The organism is Nocardioides sp. NPDC006303 (assembly GCF_040613175.1).
GTDB lineage: Bacteria > Actinomycetota > Actinomycetes > Propionibacteriales > Nocardioidaceae > Nocardioides.
Window position 1 is genome coordinate 65,172 of record NZ_JBEXRR010000003.1, and the last position, 23,147, is coordinate 88,318.

General features: G+C 64.5%; 20 protein-coding genes. 5 read left to right on the forward strand and 15 right to left on the reverse strand.

Annotation, left to right across the window (positions count from 1 at the left end):
• Positions 1 to 17 precede the first annotated feature (17 nt).
• A complete protein-coding gene (locus ABZY89_RS03425) occupies positions 18 to 1,127 on the forward strand; it encodes an NAD(P)-dependent alcohol dehydrogenase (protein WP_355224646.1) in 1,110 nt (369 codons plus the stop codon).
• Between the two features lie 107 nt (positions 1,128 to 1,234).
• Here the strand turns inward: ABZY89_RS03425 and ABZY89_RS03430 are convergent, their stop codons facing one another.
• Genes ABZY89_RS03430 through ABZY89_RS03440 form a run of 3 tightly spaced genes read right to left on the reverse strand, consistent with a single transcriptional unit; the run spans position 1,235 to position 4,277 of the window.
• Positions 1,235 to 1,813 (reverse strand): NAD(P)H-dependent oxidoreductase, encoded by a 579-nt coding sequence (locus tag ABZY89_RS03430; protein ID WP_355224648.1) that lies wholly within the window; start codon positions 1,811 to 1,813, stop codon positions 1,235 to 1,237.
• 29 nt (positions 1,814 to 1,842) lie between these two features.
• Positions 1,843 to 2,850, reverse strand: coding sequence for an SDR family oxidoreductase (locus ABZY89_RS03435; protein WP_355224650.1), 1,008 nt, complete (start codon positions 2,848 to 2,850; stop codon positions 1,843 to 1,845).
• Positions 2,851 to 2,897: 47 nt separating this feature from the next.
• The gene (locus ABZY89_RS03440; RefSeq protein ID WP_355224652.1) at positions 2,898 to 4,277 is read right to left on the reverse strand and encodes a VOC family protein; all 1,380 of its coding nucleotides are present in this window, start codon (positions 4,275 to 4,277) and stop codon (positions 2,898 to 2,900) included.
• A gap of 187 nt (positions 4,278 to 4,464) precedes the next feature.
• On the opposite strand from ABZY89_RS03440, the gene ABZY89_RS03445 reads away from it, so the two are divergent.
• Entirely contained in the window at positions 4,465 to 5,391 is a 927-nt protein-coding gene (locus ABZY89_RS03445; protein WP_355224653.1) for a lipocalin-like domain-containing protein, read from the forward strand.
• 182 nt (positions 5,392 to 5,573) lie between these two features.
• Here the strand turns inward: ABZY89_RS03445 and ABZY89_RS03450 are convergent, their stop codons facing one another.
• Positions 5,574 to 6,692 (reverse strand): alcohol dehydrogenase catalytic domain-containing protein, encoded by a 1,119-nt coding sequence (locus tag ABZY89_RS03450; RefSeq protein WP_355224654.1) that lies wholly within the window; start codon positions 6,690 to 6,692, stop codon positions 5,574 to 5,576.
• Between the two features lie 225 nt (positions 6,693 to 6,917).
• On the opposite strand from ABZY89_RS03450, the gene ABZY89_RS03455 reads away from it, so the two are divergent.
• A complete protein-coding gene (locus ABZY89_RS03455; RefSeq protein WP_355224656.1) occupies positions 6,918 to 7,823 on the forward strand; it encodes an IclR family transcriptional regulator in 906 nt (301 codons plus the stop codon).
• Between the two features lie 55 nt (positions 7,824 to 7,878).
• On the opposite strand, the gene ABZY89_RS03460 is transcribed toward ABZY89_RS03455, so the two are convergent.
• From ABZY89_RS03460 to ABZY89_RS03505, 10 genes are all read right to left on the reverse strand, one after another.
• The gene (locus tag ABZY89_RS03460) at positions 7,879 to 9,090 is read right to left on the reverse strand and encodes a CaiB/BaiF CoA-transferase family protein (RefSeq protein ID WP_355224658.1); all 1,212 of its coding nucleotides are present in this window, start codon (positions 9,088 to 9,090) and stop codon (positions 7,879 to 7,881) included.
• A gap of 75 nt (positions 9,091 to 9,165) precedes the next feature.
• Entirely contained in the window at positions 9,166 to 9,825 is a 660-nt protein-coding gene (locus ABZY89_RS03465; protein ID WP_355224660.1) for an enoyl-CoA hydratase/isomerase family protein, read from the reverse strand.
• Positions 9,826 to 10,023: 198 nt separating this feature from the next.
• A complete protein-coding gene (locus tag ABZY89_RS03470; RefSeq protein ID WP_355224661.1) occupies positions 10,024 to 10,377 on the reverse strand; it encodes a cupin domain-containing protein in 354 nt (117 codons plus the stop codon).
• Between the two features lie 496 nt (positions 10,378 to 10,873).
• Complete coding sequence (locus ABZY89_RS03475; RefSeq protein WP_355224663.1) at positions 10,874 to 11,680, reverse strand: alpha/beta fold hydrolase; 807 nt, start codon at positions 11,678 to 11,680, stop codon at positions 10,874 to 10,876.
• Between the two features lie 32 nt (positions 11,681 to 11,712).
• On the reverse strand, positions 11,713 to 13,017 hold the full coding sequence (locus tag ABZY89_RS03480) for an acyl-CoA dehydrogenase family protein (protein ID WP_355224664.1): 1,305 nt from the start codon (positions 13,015 to 13,017) through the stop codon (positions 11,713 to 11,715).
• A gap of 110 nt (positions 13,018 to 13,127) precedes the next feature.
• Positions 13,128 to 14,915, reverse strand: coding sequence for an FAD-dependent monooxygenase (locus tag ABZY89_RS03485; protein WP_355224665.1), 1,788 nt, complete (start codon positions 14,913 to 14,915; stop codon positions 13,128 to 13,130).
• Positions 14,916 to 14,925: 10 nt separating this feature from the next.
• Positions 14,926 to 16,725: an FAD-dependent monooxygenase gene (locus ABZY89_RS03490; protein WP_355224667.1), complete on the reverse strand. Its 1,800-nt coding sequence runs from the start codon at positions 16,723 to 16,725 to the stop codon at positions 14,926 to 14,928.
• A gap of 512 nt (positions 16,726 to 17,237) precedes the next feature.
• Positions 17,238 to 18,197, reverse strand: coding sequence for a fumarylacetoacetate hydrolase family protein (locus ABZY89_RS03495; protein ID WP_355224669.1), 960 nt, complete (start codon positions 18,195 to 18,197; stop codon positions 17,238 to 17,240).
• On the reverse strand, positions 18,197 to 19,345 hold the full coding sequence (locus ABZY89_RS03500; RefSeq protein WP_355224671.1) for a cupin domain-containing protein: 1,149 nt from the start codon (positions 19,343 to 19,345) through the stop codon (positions 18,197 to 18,199). The genes ABZY89_RS03495 and ABZY89_RS03500 overlap by 1 nt, the downstream gene beginning before the upstream one ends.
• Positions 19,346 to 19,645: 300 nt before the next feature.
• Positions 19,646 to 20,206 carry a TetR/AcrR family transcriptional regulator gene (locus ABZY89_RS03505; protein WP_355224673.1) on the reverse strand — a complete coding sequence of 187 codons (561 nt, stop codon included), beginning with the start codon at positions 20,204 to 20,206 and terminating at the stop codon, positions 19,646 to 19,648.
• Positions 20,207 to 20,387: 181 nt separating this feature from the next.
• Between ABZY89_RS03505 and ABZY89_RS03510 the strand changes: the two genes are divergently transcribed.
• Positions 20,388 to 21,179, forward strand: coding sequence for an SDR family oxidoreductase (locus ABZY89_RS03510; protein ID WP_355224674.1), 792 nt, complete (start codon positions 20,388 to 20,390; stop codon positions 21,177 to 21,179).
• A gap of 21 nt (positions 21,180 to 21,200) precedes the next feature.
• On the forward strand, positions 21,201 to 22,124 hold the full coding sequence (locus ABZY89_RS03515; RefSeq protein WP_355224675.1) for an alpha/beta hydrolase fold domain-containing protein: 924 nt from the start codon (positions 21,201 to 21,203) through the stop codon (positions 22,122 to 22,124).
• Here the strand turns inward: ABZY89_RS03515 and ABZY89_RS03520 are convergent.
• A complete protein-coding gene (locus tag ABZY89_RS03520) occupies positions 22,121 to 23,050 on the reverse strand; it encodes an AraC family transcriptional regulator (RefSeq protein ID WP_355224677.1) in 930 nt (309 codons plus the stop codon). The two genes, ABZY89_RS03515 and ABZY89_RS03520, sit on opposite strands and share 4 nt — an antisense overlap.
• Between the last annotated feature and the right edge of the window lie 97 nt (positions 23,051 to 23,147).

Below are 23,147 nucleotides of genomic sequence, written 5' to 3' on the forward strand. Positions count from 1 at the left end.
CAAGAGGATGAGACGTCATGACAACTCAAACCACCACCGCCGCGGTCCTACGAGAGCAGGGAGGCGCGCTCTCCCTCGAGACCGTCGATGTCGCCCGACCTGGTAAGGGTGAAGTGCTCGTGCGGATGGTCGGTGTCGGCATCTGCCATACCGACCTCGGTGTCATCGCAGCTCCGGCCGAGGGGCAGCTGCCCATTGTCCTCGGTCACGAGGGTTCGGGCATCGTCGAGGCCGTGGGTGACGGCGTCAGCACGGTGAAGGTGGGAGACCGCGTCGCACTGTCCTATGCGTCGTGCGGACGCTGCGACATCTGCGAACGCGGGCTGCCGATGCACTGTCGCGAGTTCATCGGCCGCAACCTCGTCGGGGCGCGCGTCGACGGCACCTCTCCCCTCTCCGTCGACGGCGAACCAGTCCTGGGCGCGTGGTTCGGGCAGTCCTCTTGGTCCGGGCTGTCCATCACCAACGAGCGCAACTGTGTCGTCGTCGGCGACGACGTGCCCCTGGAGCTGCTTGGTCCACTCGGATGTGGCATCCAGACCGGCGCCGGCGCCGTGCTCAACACCCTTGCGCCCGAACAGGGCTCCTCCATCGCAGTCTTTGCGGTCGGCTCGGTCGGCCTCGCCGCCGTCCTCGCTGCACAGGCGGCGGATTGCGGAACGATCATCGCCGTAGACATCGACGACGCACGGCTCGAACGCGCCCGCGAGCTCGGCGCCACCCACACCGTCAACTCAGCGCAGGTCGACGCTGCCCAAGCGATCGTCGAGATCACCGATGGTCTCGGCGCACAGTACAGCGTGGACTGCATCGGACTTCCTGACGCGGTCCGCGCCGCTATCGAGTGTCTCCAGACACCGGGTGTCTGCGCCTCGGTCGGGTTCCAGGGACTTCCGAACGAGATCGCAATCGACCAGGGCCACCTGCTCTTCGGTCGAACCCTGATCGGGGTGATCGAGGGCGACGCCGTCCCGCAGGAGTTCGTACCGCGCATGCTGGACCTCTATCGCCAGGGCCGGTTCCCGTTCGACGACCTCATCACCCCCTACCCGTTCACGTCGATCAACGAGGCCCTCGACGACGTCCATCACGGCAAGGTGACCAAGGCCGTCCTCACGTTCGAGTAGCTGACGGAGCCGGCGGGAGGCACTACGCCCGACCGACGTGATGCTCCTTCCACGGATCTGGTCCGCGGAAGAAGCATCACCTCAGCTATGAGCACGAGTTGCAGGACTTACCGCCGTTCGCCTTCTCGCAGCTGACGAAGGACGCGTTCGCGGCGGTCTATCTCGTCGAGCATCACGAAGGCGGCCTTCTCGAGGCCGTCCGACGCGTTGAACGTGTCGCCGTCAACCAGAGTGCTCACGTGAGGAATACTGACTGACTCGAGGGCCGGGATCGCCTTCACCGCCAACAGAACTGGGCGTAGTGCCTGGGTAGCACGGGTGCCGGCAGAGACTCCGCCGTAGCTGACGAACCCGACAGCTTTGTCGCGCCATTCCAGGTACAAGTAGTCGATGGCGTTCTTTGTCGCAGCGTTGAAGCTGTGGTTGTACTCAGGGACGACGAACACGACAGAGTCGGAGCTGTCGATGATCGCGCTCCACCGTTTGGTGTGGTCATTCTGATACTCGCGCAAGGCGGGGTGTTCCGGCTCGTCCAGGATGGGCAGGGAGAGATCGGCCAGGTCGACGAGGTCGACGTCGAATGCCTCGTGCTTCTGGGCCAGGGCGGCGAACCAGGCACCGACCGGCGCGCCGGCTCGACGTGGTCTCGTGCTGCAGACGACAACGGTGAGTCGTGGCTTGGACATGTGCGGTAGCCCTTCCTGGCGATGTCGGACTAGATGAAGAGATCGAGTTCGAGGTCGGACTCTGCGGTGCCGGGAACCGCCGCATAGCCCGAGAGGTCGGTCTCACCGCTACACCGAAGGACGTCGGAGTCGATGTGGCAGTGCCCCGTTTCGAGACCTGGTTTCGCCTCGAGGATCACCGCGGCTGCGTCGGCCATGATCTGCGGGCTGCGCGCGGCCCTCATGCCTTCGTCACCTCCCACGATGTTCTGCACCGCGGCGGTTGCGATGAGGGTCTCGGGCCAAAGACAGTTGGCAGCCAGAGATCCCCGATACTGCTCGGCAAGACCGAGCGTGAGCATGGTCATCGCGTACTTGGTCAGGGTGTAGGGAGCGTGCGTGGCCAGCCACCGCCGCGCAACGTTGAGCGGCGGGGACAAGGTCAGCACGTGTGCGTGCTCTGAGTTGAGCAGGTGAGGCAGTGCCTCGGTGACGAGTGAGAAGGTGCCTCGCACGTTGACGTCGAGCATCAGGTCGAAGCGCTTGGGGTCGAGGTCACCCCAGCCGGAAAGGTTGATCGCCGAGGCGTTGTTGACCACGATGTCGATCCCGCCGAATCTCGTTACGCATTCAGAGACGGCACGTGACACCGCTGCCCGGTCCCGGACGTCCCCAACGACGGCGAGCGCCTGGCCCCCAGCGGCCTCGATCTCCGCTGCGGCAGTGTGCACCGTACCGGGCAATCTGGGGTTCGGCGTATCAGTCTTGGCCAGCAGAGCGATGTTGGCGCCTTCACGCGCGAGGCGTAGTGCGATCGAGAGGCCGATGCCTCGACTTCCACCTGAGATGAGAGCGGTGCGACCAGTCAACGATGAATTCGTCACTGCAGTTCCTGCCTGTAGATGTGGTTCGGTCTTGGACCCGAGGAGCTCGGCGACGTGCAACGTCGAGACCTCGGCGACGTCGTCCAGCCGGACCGGCAGCTCATGCCGTCGGATCACACGACGTCGTCGGCTCGAGAAACGTACGGCGAGCAGCAGATGCGTCTCCGCGATCACCCCCGGCACCTCGTAGTGCCCCTTCTAGAGCGGCCTCCATGACGAGATCACCCGGTCGAGCGTGTCCGCACCAGCTGGGTCTCGAGGCGCTCGAGGGAGTCTTCCTGGACTCCGGCGTAGAGCTCGAACGGTTCGGCCACTGCAGCTCCGAGGGCGTGTTCGAGCGAGGCCTTCGCTTCAGATGCGGAGTATGACTTCTGCTCCGTGCCCCCGAGGTTCGACTGAAAGATGCCCGCGGCGCTCACTGGAAGGAAGTCCTCGTAGATGATCGGGCTCGCCTCGACGACTCCTTGGGCGATGAGCGATTCCAGGTCCGAGAGGTCGGCCCCCCTCGGGACCTCGTCGACGACGAGTCGGTAGTTGAAGTAGCCGAGCTCTTCGCGCCGCAAGACGGTCAGATCGTCCGGGAACCGACTGAATACTGCTTCGAGGTGCTCTTCGAAATCGCGCGCTTGCGCGCCCTTGGTTCCGCGGGCTTCTGCGAGCAGCTCTTCGTACAGGGCGCGGCCCTTGGGAGTCAGGGCAAGGCCGCGCTGCTCGATCTCGCCGAATCGGGCAGCGTGGGTCCCCATGACACCGTCATCGCCGCCATGGAACTTGATGCGCTCCTCGAGCGCCTTGAAACTGGTCTGCCGCAGCAAGATCGGGTGCTCGCGCCGCGGTGGCCCCTCGATGACATCCTTTGCGTCGATCCCCCGGGCGAGCATCTCCGCCTGAACTGCGTCGATGTCGAGGGTCCGCGGAGTCAGGTGATTGATGTGCGGACCTCGGAAACACGCGACATCAGCGACGAGGCGGTGAACGTCGTTGAGCTTCTTGTAAGTGCCAGCATCAACGACGGTGTCGCCGTGCCAACGGAACGTCTCCAAGACCTCGGTCACGAACTCCGCTGCAGCATCCTCTTCGAGCCCGCCGTCGCGTTCGTACTGCTCTGTGAGCTCAAGGGTGCGATCGGTGAAGATTCGGCGCTGGGACAGCAGTCGCGATGCCTCGTTCCTCAACTCCGCATCATCGATCAGCTCCAACCTCAACAACGAGGTGAAAACCCGGAACGGGTTGCGGTTGAGGCCGGCCAGATCCACGGGCCGGAAGGCCGTCGAATGCACGGGGACGCCCGCGACCGAAAGGTCGTAATAGCCGACAGGGTGCATTCCCATCACGGCGAACATCCGACGAAGCGTCGCGAGCTCTTCGCCCGTTCCCACCCTGATGGCACCGTGTCGCTCTTGGCCGAGGCGCTCGTACTCGCCCCGTCGCCTCAGGTCTGCTTCCATCTCGGCGTCGGCGGAAAGGACCCTCGCATTGACGCCATCGACGATGTCCAGCAGGTCCCCGTACAGCGGCACCTCGGTGCGATACATCTTCGACATCGCCATGAAGAACGCGGTGCGGATCTCGTGCTCTGACGTGAAGCCGGGGATGGTCATGACGGGGGTCCTTTCGTACGACGCTCGGCGCAGACGGAGAGATAGGAAGGCGCCACCATCGACACCTGACCCGCATTGCGGACCAATTGGTTCGTATTATGGCACAATATGACCGGCCTCTATGGCTGTCAACACCCCAAGCCTCACCCAATCGACCACACCAACGAACACACGAGGGACAGATGCCATGAAGCCCATTTCCGTCGACGGCAGACCGACCCTGCTTCGCTGGCCGCGAGATGAAGCCGCTCACCTCGACTTCCCCTGGGAGGTCTGGTGGGTCACCGCGGAAGTCGAGTCAGTCGCCGGCCGCCGGTTCGCGGCTCACTTCATGGCTTCGCACACCGCTGGCCGCATGATGCGCATCCACGTGTCGTTGCGGGAGATGGACGACGGACCCCTGTTGTCACGGCACCTCAAGTCCGCGTCGGCCGTGGCGGGAATTGCGACGGATCGCCTCTCATTGCGCGCCCCGCTGGGTAGCTTCTACGGGTCCTTCGCGGACGGGTATCGGGTGGCTGGCGACCTAGAGGGTTCCGGCGGGTTCGACCTCGCGCTTGACCCTGCCTCTCCTGTGCTGCTCAACGGCGGAGCGGGTTCGTTCTTGCTTGGAGAGGCCGTCACAACGCAGTACTCCGTGCCAGGTCTCCGCGTCAGCGGGAAGATCCTCATCGGGCGGGAGTCCCACCAGGTCGAGGGCTCCGCGTGGTACGACCGCCAATGGATACGGCACGGCCGCTTCAGTGACACGGGCGGCGCGTTTGCTTGGTTCGGGGTCGTCCTCACAGATGGGCGAGCGGTCAGCCTCTGGGACACCAGTGTTCGGCCTGGCGGCGGCTCCACCTGGGCAACTGTGCTTCAACCGGACGGCACGCACATTGTGACCACAGCAGAGACCGAGGTTATCGGCGGGGAGGCGATCTCGTCTGAATCGGGTCAGACAATCCCTCACGGCTGGGTCCTGTCGATGCCTGGAATCGACGCTCGGCTTCAGGTCCGTCACCGGCTCGCTCAAGAATCGAGTCGTACGTTCTACACCGGCGTCTTGGAGGTGACGGGAACCGTCGCTGGAGACTCGGTTCAGGGTAGGGGGTTCTGCGACCTCGTCGGCTGACGAACCCAGGCCCAGCTGGCCGCTCACTGCGGCCGTGACGCGTTCACAGGCCATCACGAGGCGACGCGTCGGGGAGGGGTCGGGCTGCCACGCGAAGCGACTGCCCCAACCCGCTACCCCGCCAGATAGACCAGGAAGCTCCGCCGGAGCTCACGTGGACACCGCCGCACCCCAGCCGCCGATCAGCTTTCCCAAGGGGTGACGACAAAGTTCGACCATCCTCCGTTGCGCTCCTCGATCGTCGCAATCGCGTCGTTCACGCCTTCCAACGAGAACTTGGCATGCTCGAACAGGTCGAGGTTCACCAGCCCTGACGCAGCCAGATCAGCCATCTCCTGTCCCTGCTCGGGCGTGAACCACATGTTGCCCACGTAGGTCTGGTCAAAGTTCATGACGGCCAGTGGGCTGAGCGCGACCTCCTCGATGACACCACCGACGTTCACGTGGGTTCCTCCACGAGAGAGTGCCGCAGCTGCGGCCAGGAAGGCCTTGGCGGGACTGCCGGTGGATAGCGCATCGATCACCACATCGGCGCCGGCACCATCGGTCACGGACCGCGCCCAGTCCGCGATCGACTGATCACTGTCGACAGTCGAGTGGACATGAATACGGTCAGGTGCGAGCGCCTTGATCTTCTCGAGGCGCTCGACATTCCTACCTACACCCAGAATCCGCGGCGCGCCCAGAGCGAGCGCGAACAGCGCTATACCAACGCCGAGCGTGCCCGAGATCCCATTGATCAACACGCTGGTGGTCATGTCCACGTTGGCTCGCCGAAGTGCGGCATACCCTGTGCCGAGGTAGCCCCAACGTGCGGCCGTCTCGAAGCTCAGGGAGTCCGGCAGCCGCACCAAGCTGTACGGCGGGGCTGTCATGTACTCGGCAAAGCCCCCGTGGGGGTAGTCACCCATGGACTCCGGAGACTTGGCCCCGGACCCCAGGTAGCCGTTGAGCGCCATGTGCTCGCAGGCCATGACGTGCCCCTTCCGGCATTGCGCGCAGTTGGTGCAGTAGCGCGCGGGGTTGACGTAGACCCGATCACCCACCTCGAACCCGTGCACCAGTGATCCCTTCTCGACGATCACGCCCGCTACATCGAGCCCGTACACCGCAGGAAGATCGAGCAGGTGAAGACCGACGGGAGGAGGAGTGTGGATCACATTGGTCATGTTGGGAACGACCCCGCACGCTCGGACCTCAATGAGGACATCCGATGGTCGGACCGTGGGTTTGTCGATGAGGTCCACCGTCATCGGCTTCTGGCGTTCATGGAGGCGGGCGGCCCGCATCTGCTCAGTCAACTCAATCTCCTCATCTCTGCATCCGTGGTTTGGCTGCGGCAAGTGCAACGTCGACCGGCCGTCAGCGAGGTCACTGGTACGGGGGTGAACCCATATCCGGGAGATGCTCGAAGCGATTGCCCAGTCGACGAAGACCATCCGTCGGTCCTTATAGCGGACCAGTCGGTCCGCATTAAAGAACACTATGTGCCGGGAATGTGACTGTCAACACATTCCACTCAGATCTTGAGTTCCGATGGCGACGGCGACGAGTCGTCTGCCCCCAACCCCTTGCAACGAACCTCACAGGCGCGGTTTTGTGTCGCTGACGCTTGCGCCAAACCATGCAACTGGACCGATCGATGCCATACTGGTCTGCATCGTGGACCGATCGGTTACAGAAGGGGGCGCCGCGTGCGCAGTGTGCGAACGACGTTCAAGATCCTTGAGGCAGTGGCTGAGAATCAGCCGATCGGACTGAGCGAACTCTCGCGCCGACTCGAGCTCCCCAAGAGCACGGTGCAACGCAGCTTGGCCACGTTGTCAGATCTCGGTTGGATCCGTACGGACCGCAAGGACTCCGGGCGCTGGACGCTTGGAGACCGCGTACGCACGCTGAGCGACAGCGTCGACGATCTCGGTCGCCTTCGCGAAGCCGCACTGGGTGCCCTTCAGCGGCTGAACAACGAGACGCTGGAGACCATCCACCTCGCGGTCGTCGAAGGCAGCACCATGCGGCTGGTCGAGCGTCAAGACAGCAAGCACCCACTTCGGCTGGTCAAGCCGATCGGCACCCGCAGCCCGCTTCATGCCAGCTCTACCGGTAAGGCCGCACTCGCCTTGCTCCCCCAGACCGAGATCGACGCCTACATCGCCGATGGGCTGTCCGCCGAGACCATCCACACGCTGACCGACCCGCAGAAGCTTCTCGAGGATCTCGAGCAGGTCCGAGAGCGCGGATACGCCCTGGCAGACGAGGAACTCACCGACGGAATTCGGTCGATAGCAGCCGCCATCACGCCAGAGGACCGCCCCGTGGCGTCCATCAGCATCTCCGGGCCCGTCAACCGCCTGGGACCAGACCTGATCGAGTCCTACGGCCGTCTGGTTCAGGAGGCGGCCGAGGAAGCCGCCAAGAATCTTCGATCGTGACACCCACGGGCGATATCCACACACGTGGGCGTCACTGACGTCCTGTTGCGCCTGACTAGGCCTGTAGGGCGCAACCTTCGGTCAGAAGCCGCGCGATCTCGCCCTCGGAGTAGCCGGCAGCGGCAAGGACCTCAACGGTGTGCTCACCAAGGACGGGCGGGTGGTGGCGGATGGGGAGGAACCGACCATCCGTCCAGATCGGACCTCGCAGGAGTCGGCTTTCTCGCTCGCCTTGAGCGACGGTCTGAACCATCTCGAGAGCCTGGACCTGTGCGTCTCCGAAGACCTGGTCCATCGTATAGATGGGCCCACTCGGCACTCCTGCCGCCCGCAGCTCTTTGAGCCACGCATGAATCGAGCGCTTACCAAACAGGTCATTCAGTTCGGCGGCGAGTGCGTCTCGATTCGCAGTTCTGAGAGCCGGGGTGAGGTACTCCGGACGCATTGACAGATCAGGGGCGCCGAGGATGTCGCACAGCACACGCCACTGGGCGTCGGTCCCTACCGCCACGTTCATGCTGCCATCCGCCGCTTGAAACGTTCCATATGGAGAGATGATCGGATGGTCGTTGCCCTGCGCTTCAGGCACCTCTCCCACGGAGAGATAGCGCTGCGCCTGAAACGACATCAGGACGAGCGCGCTCTCGAGAAGCGACGTGTTGATGCGCACGGCCCGCTGGTTCCGGCTGCGGCCGACCAGTGATGCCACGATGCCCAGAGCTGAGAACATCCCAGCCACCATGTCCGAGATCGGCACGCCGACTCGCATCGGTGTCTGATCCCCGGCGCCCGTGACCGACATCAGCCCGGACATGCCCTGGGCGATCTGGTCAAGCCCGGCATCCCGTCGCATCGGGCCGATCTCGCCGAATCCTGAGATGCTGGAGATGACGAGGTCGGGCCGCGTGGACTTGAGGGTCTCCAGGTCCAGATCGAGCTTGGCCAAGACGCCTGGACGGAAGTTCTCTACCAAGACGTCCGCGTCCGCCACCAGTCGCCCCAGGATCGCCTTGGACTCTGGCCGGCGCATGTCGAGGGCGATGGATCGCTTATTTCGATTGGTGCTCAGGTAGTAGAGCGAGGCATCGTCGTCGCCATAGGGCGGCCAGATGCGTGTGACGTCTCCACCAGGAAGCCCTTCTACCTTGATGACCTCCGCACCCAGATCGCCGAGCAGGGCTGTGCAGAAAGGCCCGGCGAGCGCTCGAGTCAGGTCTACGACCTTGATTCCAGCAAGCGGGAGGCGGTCAAAGTGTTGGTCGATCACGGAAGGGCATCCTCATTGACTGGGTCTGTTCTGAAAGCGATGACAGGGACAGTTCTCAGGCGCTGTGCGCAACAGCTAGTACGCACTCACGGCGGCCGGGGAATCCGCGAGCTTCCGCAGGAGTGCACGAGTCCTCGCGACGGTGTGCCAGTCGCCCTGCGCGACTTCGGCGACGAACTGCTCCAGGGGGATGTCGAGTCGGTCCGTGCACTCGTCCACCAAGCCGGCGTGGTGAGCCTGGTCTCCACTGAGGGTGGCGGCGGTGCACATGAAGTGTGCTGCTCGACTCGGGCCAAGGAGCTGGATCAGCCGATCCATCGAGGCTTCGTCGTACACGATCCCGTGGCGCACCGCCGGCACACGGAAGAAGGACTCCGGCGTAGCGAATCGCAGGTCACAGGCCAGGGCGATGCTGCATCCGCCTCCGACGCAAGCCCCGTCGATGACGGCCACACTTGGGGCCGGGAAGCTCGCGATCGCGCTGAGCGCTCGGACGGCCAGTTCGCGGTACTGAATCGACACCTCGCCGGTAGAGGTCTTCACCGCCGAAAGGTCTGCGCCGGCACAGAAGACGCCACCACTTCCCTGGATGGCCAGCACGCGTACGTGCTGCAAGGCCGCCGCCTCGGCAAGGAGGTCGACGATCGCCTCCCACATCTCGGCGGTGACTGCGTTCCGCTTTTCGGGGCGGCGTAACTCGAGCACAGCCAGGCCGGCATCGACGGTCAAGTGCACGTGTTCGGTGACTGTTTTTGCCACAAGCTTGGCCTTTCACTCCATGACATTCCCCGCCAACAACCGGACGACCCGGTGAGTTGAACCGCTATGCGGTCCACACGGTTCATATAGAGGGACGATATCCGGGTTCATGAGCGGCTGTCAATCGATGCGGCCCGCGCGAAACCGCGCGAGACAGGCCGCCAACAGTCGGCGTCAGGCCTCGCGCTCAGCGCCGACGAGGACGACTGCCAGCAGGGCCGGCTTGTCCGCCTTGTTTCGCCAGGCGTGCCGCGCACCCAGCTGGACCACGACGTCGTGCTCCTTGAGAAGCACCTCCTGCTGGTCGTCCACCTCGAGGTGGATCTCCCCGTCGAGGACGATGATGTAGTCGATCGAGTCGGTCCGATGCATACCGGGACTGTCCGGCTCTTGAGCGGCTGCCATCTCGGGGTGGAGGCGTACGAACTCTTCTCCCGCCGCCGCGGCATCGAAGTCGTCACGCAGAGCCCAGGAGTCCGGCGGGATCTGGAGGAGGACCAGGCGGGTCTCCCCCGCCTTCGGGATCATCGGCGTGTCTGTGTCGACCGTGTCGGCGACACCATTCGTCAGAATTCGCGGCCTCGCAGGCTCAGCCCAGGCAAAGGACGACGCCATCCCGCGCATCGCCTCGAAGATGTGCGTCCGAGGCGGAACACCGTCGCTCAGAACGACAGCCTTGCCCTCTTTGTGACCAGTGACTACTCGACGGATCATGACAACCCACTTTCTCGGACGAGCCGGCTCGCTTGGCCGACAGATTTGGAGAGTTTTTGAACTGCCCACAGACACATAGCGGGATCGCGATAGCGGGCACTGTCCCAGGAGCGCTGATGCGCTTCAGTGAACCACCATGCGGACCATATGGTTCACATACAGGGACGCTACGAGCGAATGTGGAACGTGTCAAGGGTCACATCGACTCGGATGCGACACGGCGGCGATGGAAGGATTGGCGCAGGCGCGCTTGGCACCACCGGCAGTCACCAGTGGTATCGATGCACCTTTCGCGTGCCGTTCGGCGTGCTCACATCCGCCGAAGAAACTGCCGGAGCTCGCCCGTGAACGCTTCAGGCTCTTCGACAGGGGTCATATGTCCAGCGTCCGCGAGGGACGTGAACGCCGCGCCAGGGATCCGGTTGAACAACTCCGACGCCGGAAGGCGGCATTGCTGGTCCAGGGCACCTACCAAGACATGAGTAGGAACCTTGATGTCCTCCACGGGCCGCTCGCTGATCGGCGCCCGCCCCGCGAGCACACCACGCAGCACGCTCGAGATACGCGAAGGGTCGCAACCGAGCATCATCGTTTCCATGTGGGAGCGGCAATCGGCGCTGCGGTTCACGTAGTCCACGAACGTCGGAGACACGAGAAAGTCCTCAACGGCCGCGCTGAACTCGCCGTTGTCGATGCGGTCCGCGACGCGATGCATCGACGCTCGATGTTCTTCCACGTCAACAGAACCCCCACCGACGTCTGCCAGGAACAATCCGGCGACGAGCCGCGGATATCGGGCGGCGACATTGAGGGCCACGCCGCCGCCCATCGAGAACCCCACGAGCACAGCCGATGAGATTCCCAGCCTCTCCAACAACGAGGCAGTCAGGTCGGCGAAACCGTCCTCGGTGAACGGGTAGTCCGTCGTCAGAGCCCGTGACTCCCCATGCCCAGGAAAGTCCAGGGTCAGGGTCCGGGTCGTGCTGGCGAGCTCGGCAACCTGGTGACGCCACATGTCTGAGCTGCACAGGAAACCGTGCAGCAGGACAACCGGAGTCTCACCCCGTCCCTGATCGCTTACAGCGATATCAGCGCCGGACAGCTGGATCTTCTTCATTCGCAACGCTCCTGAACTCCGTTCTGGTCGCCCTACGCCTCGGCGTAGCGAGCACGAGTGGCTGCCCCGGCGCGAGTCGCTGCTTCAAGGTCGATGACCTCAGCCCATGCGCCTGTGCGAGAAACATCGATGGACTGTTGACGGCGTAGCTCCAGTCGAGCGATCTGGTTGCGATGGACCTCGTCTGGGCCGTCAGCCAGGCGGAGATAGCGGGCAGTCACATAGGCAGCCGCAAGTCCGTAGTCATTGGTCACCCCAGCGCCGCCGAACGCTTGCAACGCCCAGTCGATGACGCGCGTCGCCATGTTGGGAGCGACCACCTTGATCAACGCGATCTCCGACCGCGCGACCTTGTTGCCGAATCGGTCCATGGCCCAGGCGGCCTTGAGGGTGAGCAGGCGTGCCTGCTCGATCATCATCCGAGACTCGGCGATGCGTTCTAGGGTCACCGTCTGCGCGGACAACGGCTGTCCAAACGGCGCCCTCAGCTCTACTCGCCTGCACAGTCTTTCCAGCATCCGCTCGGCGAGACCGATCAGACGCATGCAGTGATGGATGCGGCCGGGACCGAGACGCCCTTGTGCGATCTCGAACCCTCGGCCCTCACCCAGCAGGATGTTGGTAGCAGGTACTCGCACGTCCGTGAACTGGACCTCCGATGCCTTGTCGAGAGTTCCGACGTACCCGAAGATCGGCAAGGGTCGAATGACGTCGACACCGGGGGTGTCCGCCGGCACGAGGATCATGGACTGCTGCGCGTGGCGATCCGGGGAGTCCGGTGCTGACTTGCCCATCACGATCATGACGCGGCACCGTGGATCGGTTGCGTTCGTCGTGAACCACTTGCGGCCGTTGATGACGTACTCATCGCCGTCGCGGACGATCGAGGTCTCGATATTGGTCGCGTCGCTGGATGCGACAGACGGCTCGGTCATCGCAAACGCGGACCTGATCTCGCCATCGAGCAGAGGCTCCAGCCAGCGCGCCTTCTGCTCTTCAGTGCCAAAACGGGCAAGCACCTCCATGTTCCCGGTGTCTGGCGCTGCGCAGTTGAAGACCTCCGGAGCCATCAGGGAGCGGCCCATGATCTCGCAGAGTGGCGCGTAGCCCAGATTGTCGAGTCCGCTTCCTCCCTGGCTCTGTGGCAGAAACAGGTTCCACAGTCCTGACGCGCGAGCCCTCGGCTTCAGCTCGTCGATGATCGCAGCATGCCCGTACGGTCCGGCCGCCTCCGCTTGCTCGAAATGGATCGCCTCGTTCGGGTAGATGTGTTCAGCCATGAAGTCTTCTAGCCGCTTCTGCAGCTCGACGACGTGGGGCGCGTATTCGAAGTCCATGATGTCCTCTGCTCGGGAGATGCAGGCATACGCCGCATAATCGCGTCCACGATCGGGAATGCCGTCTCGCCCGGCGCCGCCTGTGTCGCCAGCGCATCGGACTTTTTCGGCTACTGGCTCGTGACCGCACTTTCCTTCTCCGACTGAACGACTTTCGCGCCAGTGGCGAGGATGTGGTGGAGGGCAGCGCGCAGCTCGGCAGCCGGGGACTCAGAACGATCAGCAGCACGCCATCCGATCACCCGGTCAGGACGCACCAGCAACGCCCCACGGTCACTGACCTCCCGCAACCGGGCCCAATCACCGACCACGTCGTCATACTCACACCGATAACCCACGCTGTAGACCGGGAGCTCCACACCCAACTCCTCACTCACCTCCGCCGCCGCCTCAGCCCACGGCTCTCCCCCAATACCCACGATCAGACAGAACCGCCCGTGACCGGCCAGATCGAGAGTCGAGATCTGACGCCGCTCGTGCTCGATCCACGCATGCGGCAGATAGCCACCCGGATGAGTCGTCGGGTGGTAATACAGCAACGGGTCCCGCGTGTACTCCGGGAATGGAGTGCCATCATCGACCACCGCACCCGAGGTGTACCGATGACCCAACTCCACACCCTGCGCATTCGAGCGGTAGTTGTGGAGGAACAGAGCATCACGAAGACGCTCACGCCTCTCCTCAGCTCCGTCCTCGTCGGACGTCAGCTGGTTCAGCGACGCCCAACCCTCCGCCGTGGACTGGTCCCGACGCAGGCCCAGAGCTTCGATGGTGGGGACTTGGTTCATCAGGTTTGTGATGGCCCGCTCGACGATGTCGGCACCGACAGGCTGGCGCTCCTGTTCGTAGCTGTCGAGCAGGTCCTCCGCGGCGCGCCCTGAGGTGACGAACGCCAACTTCCAAGCGAGGTTCCAGGCGTCCTGGATGCAGGTGTTGCTTCCGAGACCGCCCGAGGGAGGGTGGCGATGGGCAGCGTCCCCGGCGATGAACGCACGACCATGGCGGTAGGTCGTGGCCACGAGCTGGTTGACCTCCCACTTGCTGATGCCCTTCACCCGAACGGCAAGCTCGTCGTCACCGACGAGGGTGCGCACGGCGAAGGTGATCGCTTCGTCGGAGGTGTCGGGGTCCCCTGTTGACGGGTCGTATTCACGCACCAGCATCCAGTCGTCCCATGGGCGTACGCAGACGAACGTGCCTGACCCGACCGGTGAGTCGCTACCAGGCTGCATCAGCGTGTAGATGACGCCCGGCCGGTGAGCTGTGTATTGCGTGAGGTCGGTCTCGATCCACGCGTTGACCATGTGTCGTAGGCCGGCTTGGCCCTCGAACTCGAAACCGAACTGCTCCGCGACGCGCGACCGCCCTCCGTCTGCACCGACCACGTACCGCGCATGCACCTCGTACTGCTCGCCGGTGTCGACATCACGGCATCGGGCCACCACACCGTTTTCAGTTTCGGCGACCTCGAGCAACTCGTTGGAGAACCGGACATCCGCACCTCGTTTCCGCGCGGCGTCGAGGAGTACAGGCTCGAGAACGTGCTGCGGTGCGTTCAACGGCGGACACGGGCTCGAGGCGTGGTAGTCCGCTGTCCGGTGTCCCGTCCCGTACGCCTGGTAGCGGTACAGTTCTCGACCCGCGAAGCTGGTGGCGAGGACGTTGTGATTCATCTGCGAGAGGGGGACCGCGACCTCCTTGACCGCCTCCTCGAGCCCCAGGTCCCGAAGCACTTCAACCGCGCGCTGGTTGGTGATGTGAGCGCGAGGCTGGGGTGCCGTGCCGGGGTGCTTGGCGATCGTCAATGCGTTGACTCGGTGGTCCGCAAGTGCGACCGAAAGAATCAGACCAGTTACTCCAGCACCCACGACCAGAACATGGACTTCAATGATCTTCACTAGCTGTTCCTTAGTTGTCCGTTGCACCGGCGAGTCGGCTTGAGGCGAACGATTCGGTCGTCTTGCCGAGACCTCTGGCGAGGATGTGGTGGAGGGCAGCGCGCAGCTCGGCAGCCGGGGACTCAGAACGATCAGCAGCACGCCATCCGATCACCCGGTCAGGACGCACCAGCAACGCCCCACGGTCACTGACCTCCCGCAACCGGGCCCAATCACCGACCACGTCGTCATACTCACACCGATAACCCACGCTGTAGACCGGGAGCTCCACACCCAACTCCTCACTCACCTCCGCCGCCGCCTCAGCCCACGGCTCTCCCCCAATACCCACGATCAGACAGAACCGCCCGTGACCGGCCAGATCGAGAGTCGAGATCTGACGCCGCTCGTGCTCGATCCACGCATGCGGCAGATAGCCACCCGGATGAGTCGTCGGGTGGTAATACAGCAACGGGTCCCGCGTGTACTCCGGGAATGGAGTGCCATCATCGACCACCGCACCCGAGGTGTACCGATGACCCAACTCCACGCCCAAGGCGTTTGATCGATACTGCTGGAGAGACATCGCCTCGGTGAGTTGGCGACGTCGATCTTCGGCACCGTCGTCGTCCGACGCCAGCTCGTCCAGCGCCGCCCAACCCTCCTCGACCGACTGCCCCGGGCGCAGACCGAGCGCGTCGATCATCGGCATCTGGTTGTGCATGCCGATGATCGCTCGTTCGACCACGTCATGACCGACCGGCTGGCGCTCGTCGTGATAGCTGTCCAGGAGCTCGTCGCCCGCGCGCCCAGAAAGCACGAGGGCGAGCTTCCAGGCGAGGTTCCACGAGTCTTGGATAGAGGTGTTCGCCCCCAGCCCTCCGACAGGGGGATGCCGGTGCGCAGCATCTCCGGCAAGGAACACGCGCCCACGTCGATAGCGCGTCGCGACGATCTGGTTCACCTGCCATTTGCTGGTCGACTTGACCTTGACCTCCAGGTCAGGGTCGCCGACCATGCTGCGGACGTAGTCGATAACCGCCTCGTCGGACAGGTCGGGCTCCCCGCCGGTCGGGTCGTACTGGAACGACATCACCCATTCGCCCCACTTGCGGATGCAGAGCGCCATGCCGCTGCCCACGTAGGAGTAGCCGCCCGGTTGGATCATCACGTAGATGGCTGCCGGTCGGTGTTCGGTGTACTTGGAGAGGTCGGCTTCGATCCAGAGGTTGGTCATGTGCCGAAGCCCTGCCTCACCCTCGAAAGGAAAGTCGAGCTCGGTGGCGACTCGCGAACGGGCACCGTCTGCGCCGATCGCGTACTTGGCTCGGATTTCGTACTCTTCACCAGAGTTGAGGTCACGAACGACCGCTCGCACCGAGTCCGTGGACTGATCTATCGTCAGCAGCTCGTTGGAGAACCGCACATCAGCACCGAAGTCGAGCGCGGTCTCCAGGAGGATCGGTTCGAACAGGTGCTGCGGGGCGTCGTAGCCGACGCAGGGGCTCGCGGCGGCATAGTCGGCCATGCGATCACCGTTGCCATAGGTGCGGTATCGGAACAGTTCACGGCCGGCGAACGTCGTAGCCATGACGCTGTACCCCATCTCCGGCAGCCGGATGCCGACATCATTCCAGCGTTCTTCGATGCCAAGGTCGCGAAGGACCTCCGCTGTGCGCTGATTGGTGATGGTGGCTCGAGGCTCTGGCGCGGTAGATGGATGGCGGGTGACAGTGATGCTCTCGACGCCGTGCCGCGCAAGAAGCGCCGTGGCGGCAAGGCCTGCAGGTCCGGCGCCGACGATCAGAACATCGGTCTCAACTGTTCGCACTTGGTCCCCTGCTCTCTGTTGCCACGTATGTGCGAGTCGGTCACCCCAAGCCTTGGTCCGTATTACGGTCCGACCGGCTCACATAGAGGGACGTTACCGGGATCATATGTGACTGTCAACACATACCTCGGAGCCTGCGGCGGGGTGCACTGAGAGGCGCGCTTCTGCGGTCGAGCGGAGGCGCGGCGCCACCGAGGTGCATCACGCCTCGCGCGCATGTTGGTACCAGCGGCGTACAGCAGGCCGACGGAACCTCGGCCGCCGCAGGCATCCGTCAGAACGGACCGGCTTTTGCGCGAATGACACCGGGCGCTCGCGCAGAGACACTTGCCGACGCCAGTGCAATGGCGTGCGCCCTTGCTCGGAGACCCCGCAGCACGCCGAGCCGTCGGCGACGGAATCGTGTCAACAGACCGGCGGGGTACTCATCCAGACGATCGCGCCACGCGAGCGCACCGAGCACAAGAAGTCGTCTGGGCCATAGAAGCCGCCTCAACGGCTTCGAATCTTGATCAGGACAGCTGGTCACCGACGACGCGAGCCATCAACGTGCCCAGACGAGCAGCGCTGACCTCGACCCGATCGCCGGGCTTGAGAAAGCGATCCAATGGGAGCGTGCCGTCGGCGGCAGGACGAGTCGAGTCGACCGCTGTGCCGGCGCCGGTGCCTCCGCCGAGGAGGTCTCCGGGCAGCAGAGTGAGATCCTCCGACATCTGCTCGAGCAGTTCCCCGTACGTATGGATCATGTCGCCGGAGTTGAACTTCTGTCGCAGGTCGCCGTTGACCCTGGTTTCAACACTGCAGTCGAGCGGATCCACCTCACCCACGGATATCCAGGGTCCGAGCGATGTGGATCCATCGAAGATCTTATGGGCGTAGAAGGGTCGCTTGCTCTCCGCAAGCGTTCGCCCTCGAACCGACCAGTCGATGACGAGGGTCGTGCCCCAGACGTGGTCCCGCCAGTCTTCCGCCGCGATCCGTTTGCCACCACGCGCCAAGACGATGGCTACTTCGCCCTCGTAGTCGAAGTAGCCATCAGATCCTCTGGGAACAGTCACTTCGGATCCCGGACCGACCGGCGGTGAAACGACCCAGAATCCTCCCGCTGGACCACGTCGTGTTCGCTCTCGAATCTCCGCTGCCGTGACGTCCTGGCCGTGGTTGACCAGTGCAGCGGCCACGTGGTCCGGGTTGTTGCTGCCGGCAAAGGCCAAGCGGCGGCCGGGAAACGGCGCGTGAAGGTGCGCGTTCTCCAGCTCGACATGCAGGTCCGGGCGATCCGATCCCTCGAATCTCTCCAGGAGCTCCCCGACCATGTCGAGCCCTCTTTCGCCGGATTCGATAAGCGTCAAGAGGGAGGCGAAGACCCCTCGGCACGCCGGATCACTGTCAGCTGCTTTGCCCAGATCAAGGATGCGATGATCCTGAATGGCTCCCAGACGACGCTGGTCTCCGTAGACGACGATCCGCATCAGGCGAGCGCCTCCGGGTCGTGGAACACGAAGCCGCCCGCGACAGAGAGGTCGTGCAGCTCCGCCGGCGTGGCCCCCTCCGCCATCCGCCGGCGGACTTCCGCCATGGCTCGTTCGTGGCCCGCCGGGGAGTTCAGCGTCACGAACTGCGTGGAACGGTCCTGTTTGTTGAGAAAGCCGTGCGTGCAATTTCGGGGGCAGAATGCAAAGCCACCAGCCTGGAGGTCAACGCTCTCCGTCGCGCACACCATGCTCAGCACGCCGCCGGTGATGAAGAAGAACTCCTCTTCGGTTGGCTGGTGGTGCGGGGGCGCTCCCATGCCGGGCGGTCCGGACAGGAGATTGACCATAGCGGTGCCTCCGGTGACGTCTCCGTTGATCAACTCCTTCCGTCGCGTGACACCCTCGGTCTCGGCGTCGTACTCGTCCGGGGTCGAGATGATCAGCCTGGGGACCGGGGGCCGTGCAAGGAAAGCAGCTCGCAGGCGTTCCAGATCGCCGTGTCCGGTGAACTGAAAGTCGAGTGGTTCGAGGTCAGTGTTCGTGAGGCCGTCATTGGGGAGAACTTCGTCGTCGAAGCGAATGCCATGCGCCGCAAGTGCCGTGTTGATCGTCTCACCGTCACCGTCGGCCGCCTCGCGGATTTGGATCTCGCGTGCGGCCGCGAACGCTCGATCGCTGCCGGCCGGCGAGTGCACAACGGCGAGCGTCACCGGCTTGCCCGAGGAGTTGCGGAAACTCTGCCGCGTCAGCGGCGGCGAGTAGGCGAGAGCGTGCTTTCCGGCCTTCTCGACCGTCGACCCGATGCCGACTTCGACCTCACCGTCGACGACCAAGACATAACTATGCGCGTCCTCATGGTAGTGGGCAGCTAGTTCGGCCCCAGGCTCGAGGACGACGGAGTGGTATGCGAATCTCCCTGCACTCTGCTCCCCACGAACGAGGGTGCGGACATCCAGCCCACCCCAGGAGTTGTCGACGCCCTCGTCACGGCTCGTCGCGAGCACAGGGACGGCTGTCAACAGGGACCATCGCTGGCGGAGTGCTACGAGGTCAGAAACCTTCGCGATCTCCGCCTCGATTGGCGGACGCGCCTCGGCGATGGACGAATCGACCCGCCGGTTCTCCACGTCGGTGAATATGCTCACTGCATCCTCCTGGCGGCCCATGGTCCGTCGAGCATCGATACTCCCTCATCGAGAGGGACCTCAGTGCGGACCGTTCGGTTCACAATGCGGAACACTAATTTGGCTGCAGCTGGCGTGTCAACGGCCAAACAGATGCTGGTCGATGCTTGACGCGAGCAGGGGCGCGTACCCGACGACCAGGTCGTACGGGCCTGCCGGCTCGACCCCCTCGCGGCGCCGCAAGCGCGACGCGTGACCCCATCGCGGCCGGCCCCACTCGGTTGCCCGCGGACCTCCAGTGAGCCACCCACCCGGAGGCCCTCAGCCGTCGGATGCCAGGGCTTTGTGAGTCGACTCCAGGATTCGTTCCGACAGCTCCGTGCCGGCCGTGGCCCGGGCAAGCAGGATCGCTCCGACCAGGCTGGCGACCACCGGAAGACCGTCGTCGCCATCCGCCGCCATCCACTCGGCGAACCTCTCGACCCCCACCGCATAGGTCGCGCGCACACCACCGGCCGCAGGCTCGCGCGCCACGTCGCCCGCGAATCCGGCGGTCGGACAGCCTGTGCCGGGCTCGTCCCGGTGTTCGGCCGACAGGTAGAAGTCGACGAGAGCGCGCCGCGAGGCGTCGTGATCCTCGTGCATGGAGTCGAACCCCGCCAGCAGGCGATCGAGGTCACCGAACGCGACCTCGATCGCCTCCGCGACGAGGGCGTCCTTGGAGGAGAACTGCTTGTAGAAGCCGCCGGTGGTCAGCCCGATAGAGCTCATCAGCTCGGCGACGCTGATGCCGTTTGCTCCGCGCTCCCGGAAGAGCTGGGACGCCGCCGCGACGGCGCGCCTACGATTCTCGGTCGCTTGGGCTTGGGAGACGCGGCTCATCACTCACCTCGAATTAGATGACAACTCACATCTATCCTACCTGGCCCTCGCCCCGAACCCGATCATCCACGGACCCCTGACAGCAGGAAGGGCTGGACTCTTCTTAGATTATCTGCGTAATCTAAGGACAGCTGGCGAACCGCTGGCGCCCTTCTCCGACAGACCCGAAATGAGATCTCCCATGACCACGCAGAACCCGAACGCCCTTGTCACCGGCGCATCCACCGGCCTCGGCGCCGCCTACGCAAACCGCCTGGCCCGCCGCGGCTACGACCTCGTGTTGGTCGCCCGGAACGCCGCACGACTGGAGGCGTTGGCCTCGGACATCCGCGCGCACACGGGCCGCACAGTGGACGTCATCGCTGCCGACCTCACCGACGCCGATCAGATCTCCGTGGTCGAGGAGCGCCTGCGCACCGACGAGAGCATCGAGGTCCTGATCAACAACGCCGGCGGTTCACTGTTCACGCCGCTGGCCACGTCCGATGCAGCGGCATCCGAGGCGCTGATCAACCTCAACGTGACCTCGCTGACTCGGCTGACCACCGCGATCCTGCCGGGCCTGACCGCTCGCGGTCGCGGAACCGTCGTCAACATCTCCTCTGCGCTGGCTCTCAACGTGCTGCCCGTCAGCGCCGTCTACAGCGGGACCAAGGCATACGTACTGACCTTCACCCAGGCGCTGCAGCAGGAGCTGGCCGAGAGCCCCGTCACTGTGCAGGCCGTGCTCCCGGGTGCGGTCCGTACGGAGTTCTGGGACGGCTCCGGCCTCGATCTCGCGGCATTCCCCGACGAGTGGGTCATGAGCGCCGATGACGCCGTCGACGCTGCACTCGCGGGCCTGGACGCCGGCGAGCCAGTCACCATCCCGTCGCTACCGGAGATCGGCGACTGGGAGTCGTTCGAGAAGGCACGCCAGACGCTCATCCCCAGCCTGTCGCTGCAGGTTCCCGCCGACCGCTACCGCGCCTGATCGCGCCGGGAAGACATCGTCATGGGAATCAGTCAAGAAGCAGAGCAGTTCGCCGACGCCTTGGGAAGCGCGACAGCGAAGACAGCGACACCCGGTCTCGAGATGTCGGTCATCCGGGACGTCATCGACGCCTCCTTCCAACGGATGTCGACCGAACCCGAAGGCGTGACCTACGCAGAGGTCGACGCCGGCGGCGTCTCAGCACTCTGGTGCATCCCGGAGGACGCCGAGCCGGGCCGGGCGCTGCTGCACTTCCACAACGGTGGCTCGGTCATCGCCTCCATGTACTCGGAGCGCAAGGCCGCCGGACATCTGGCCAAGGCAGCGGGCGTACGTACCCTCATCGTGGACTTCCGGCTGGCACCGGAGAACCCCTACCCCGCCCAGCTCGACGATGCCGAGACCGCCTACCGGTGGCTTCTCTCGCAGGGCTACGCACCACGCACTATCGCCACCACCGGACACTCCATCGGCGGCACCCTGGCCGTGTTGCTACCCCTGCGCCTGCTCGCGAACGGCGAGGAGACACCGGCCGCTGTGGTCAGCATGTCGCCGTGGTGTGACCTCACGATCCAGAACGAGACGATCGAGACCAACGCCTCCACCGACAGAGCACTCTCGAGGGACGCACTCGAGCTGTTCCGAGCCGCATGGTTGCAGGATCCCGACCTGAGTCCCGCTGACCCGAAGATCAACCTCCTGGCCGCGGACCTCACTGGCCTTCCCCCGACTGGCCTCTACTACGGCGAGTACGAAGTCCTCGCCGGCGAGGACTCAGAGTTCGGCCGTCGACTGGCCGAGCACGGCGTCACATCCGAAGCCCATTGCCTACCGGGCGGACAGCACTCCTACATCCTCGGTGCCGGACGGGTCCCCGAGGTCGACGAGTCGATCCAGCACATGGGCCAATGGCTCCGCCGGCACCTGGGCGACCGAGCAGGCTAGCGATCGAGCCTGTGCTCGGAGGGTGTACGCCCGAATCGCTCACGGAAGGCGGCGTTGAACGCAGTGACTGATCCGAAACCGCTCGCGTACGCGACGGCAGTCACCGTGCGACGCCGCCAACCGGGATGGGTCAGACGTTGCGCGGCCAGGTCGAGCCGAGCCTCGCGGATCAACGCGGCCGGCGAACTGCCCTCCCGGCTCAGTCGCTCCTGAAGCGTACGCAGCGAGAGACCCAACTCCCGCGACAACGCTCCCGGGCCGTACGCCGGATCCGCACAGCTGTGGCGCACCAACGCACGGACCTGCTCCGTGAGCCGGTAGGTGCGGCCAGCCTCACCACGGGCGATGAGCTCGAACGCCAGCTCAGCGGCGGTCACGAAAGAGCCCCCGTCAAGGGCCTGTGCCTGCTCGGCGACCTCGGCGACCATGGCCGCGAAGATTGCGCCCGCGCCTTCACTCGTATTCCAGAGCCGAGCACCTTCGGGCGGTCTCGCTTCCGGCCAGGCCGTGCCCGGCACCGACAGGATGAAGGCACGAGTGTGCTCGTCATGGCTCAGCGCGAACGACCGGGTCATGGACACGAGCGCGGCAGCGCCAGGTCGGACCTGCGAGCGACGTCCGGCTGCCTCGACGACGACCTGGCCCGAGGTCGGCATCACAACGCGCAGACTGTCCTCCCCATCACGGTCGACGTCAACGGACCGGCGCTCGTAACCGATCGCATCGGAGGAGAAGACGACCAGCTGCACACCGCCTGCGCGCTGCACCCGCGTCTCGCCGTGGAAGTCATCGGAATCGGCGAAAGCGAAGTGCAGGGTCCCGTGGTTGGCGGTGACGTGCTCACGCCAGAAATCGACCCGCCGATCACGAGGCACCGCGTCAGCCCTTGTCGCGGCGATCAGGTAGTCCAGCCCTGCCTCGACCACGGTCGTCACCTCCTGCGCAGATCCGTCGATGGCCCGCGCGAATCCGCAAGACCCACAAAGCCCGCGTGACTACCGTCACAGCATATGCGGTCGCCGG

Coding starts and splice junctions, on each gene's coding strand:
- ABZY89_RS03515 (WP_355224675.1), top strand. CDS start 21,201: ATGGGAATCAGTCAAGAAGCAGAGCAGTTCGCCGACGCCTTGGGAAGC.
- ABZY89_RS03470 (WP_355224661.1), bottom strand. CDS start 10,377: ATGATCCCGAAGGCGGGGGAGACCCGCCTGGTCCTCCTCCAGATCCCG.
- ABZY89_RS03440 (WP_355224652.1), bottom strand. CDS start 4,277: ATGACCATCCCCGGCTTCACGTCAGAGCACGAGATCCGCACCGCGTTC.
- ABZY89_RS03495 (WP_355224669.1), bottom strand. CDS start 18,197: ATGCGGATCGTCGTCTACGGAGACCAGCGTCGTCTGGGAGCCATTCAG.
- ABZY89_RS03475 (WP_355224663.1), bottom strand. CDS start 11,680: ATGAAGAAGATCCAGCTGTCCGGCGCTGATATCGCTGTAAGCGATCAG.
- ABZY89_RS03510 (WP_355224674.1), top strand. CDS start 20,388: ATGACCACGCAGAACCCGAACGCCCTTGTCACCGGCGCATCCACCGGC.
- ABZY89_RS03505 (WP_355224673.1), bottom strand. CDS start 20,206: ATGAGCCGCGTCTCCCAAGCCCAAGCGACCGAGAATCGTAGGCGCGCC.
- ABZY89_RS03445 (WP_355224653.1), top strand. CDS start 4,465: ATGAAGCCCATTTCCGTCGACGGCAGACCGACCCTGCTTCGCTGGCCG.
- ABZY89_RS03430 (WP_355224648.1), bottom strand. CDS start 1,813: ATGTCCAAGCCACGACTCACCGTTGTCGTCTGCAGCACGAGACCACGT.
- ABZY89_RS03480 (WP_355224664.1), bottom strand. CDS start 13,017: ATGGACTTCGAATACGCGCCCCACGTCGTCGAGCTGCAGAAGCGGCTA.
- ABZY89_RS03425 (WP_355224646.1), top strand. CDS start 18: ATGACAACTCAAACCACCACCGCCGCGGTCCTACGAGAGCAGGGAGGC.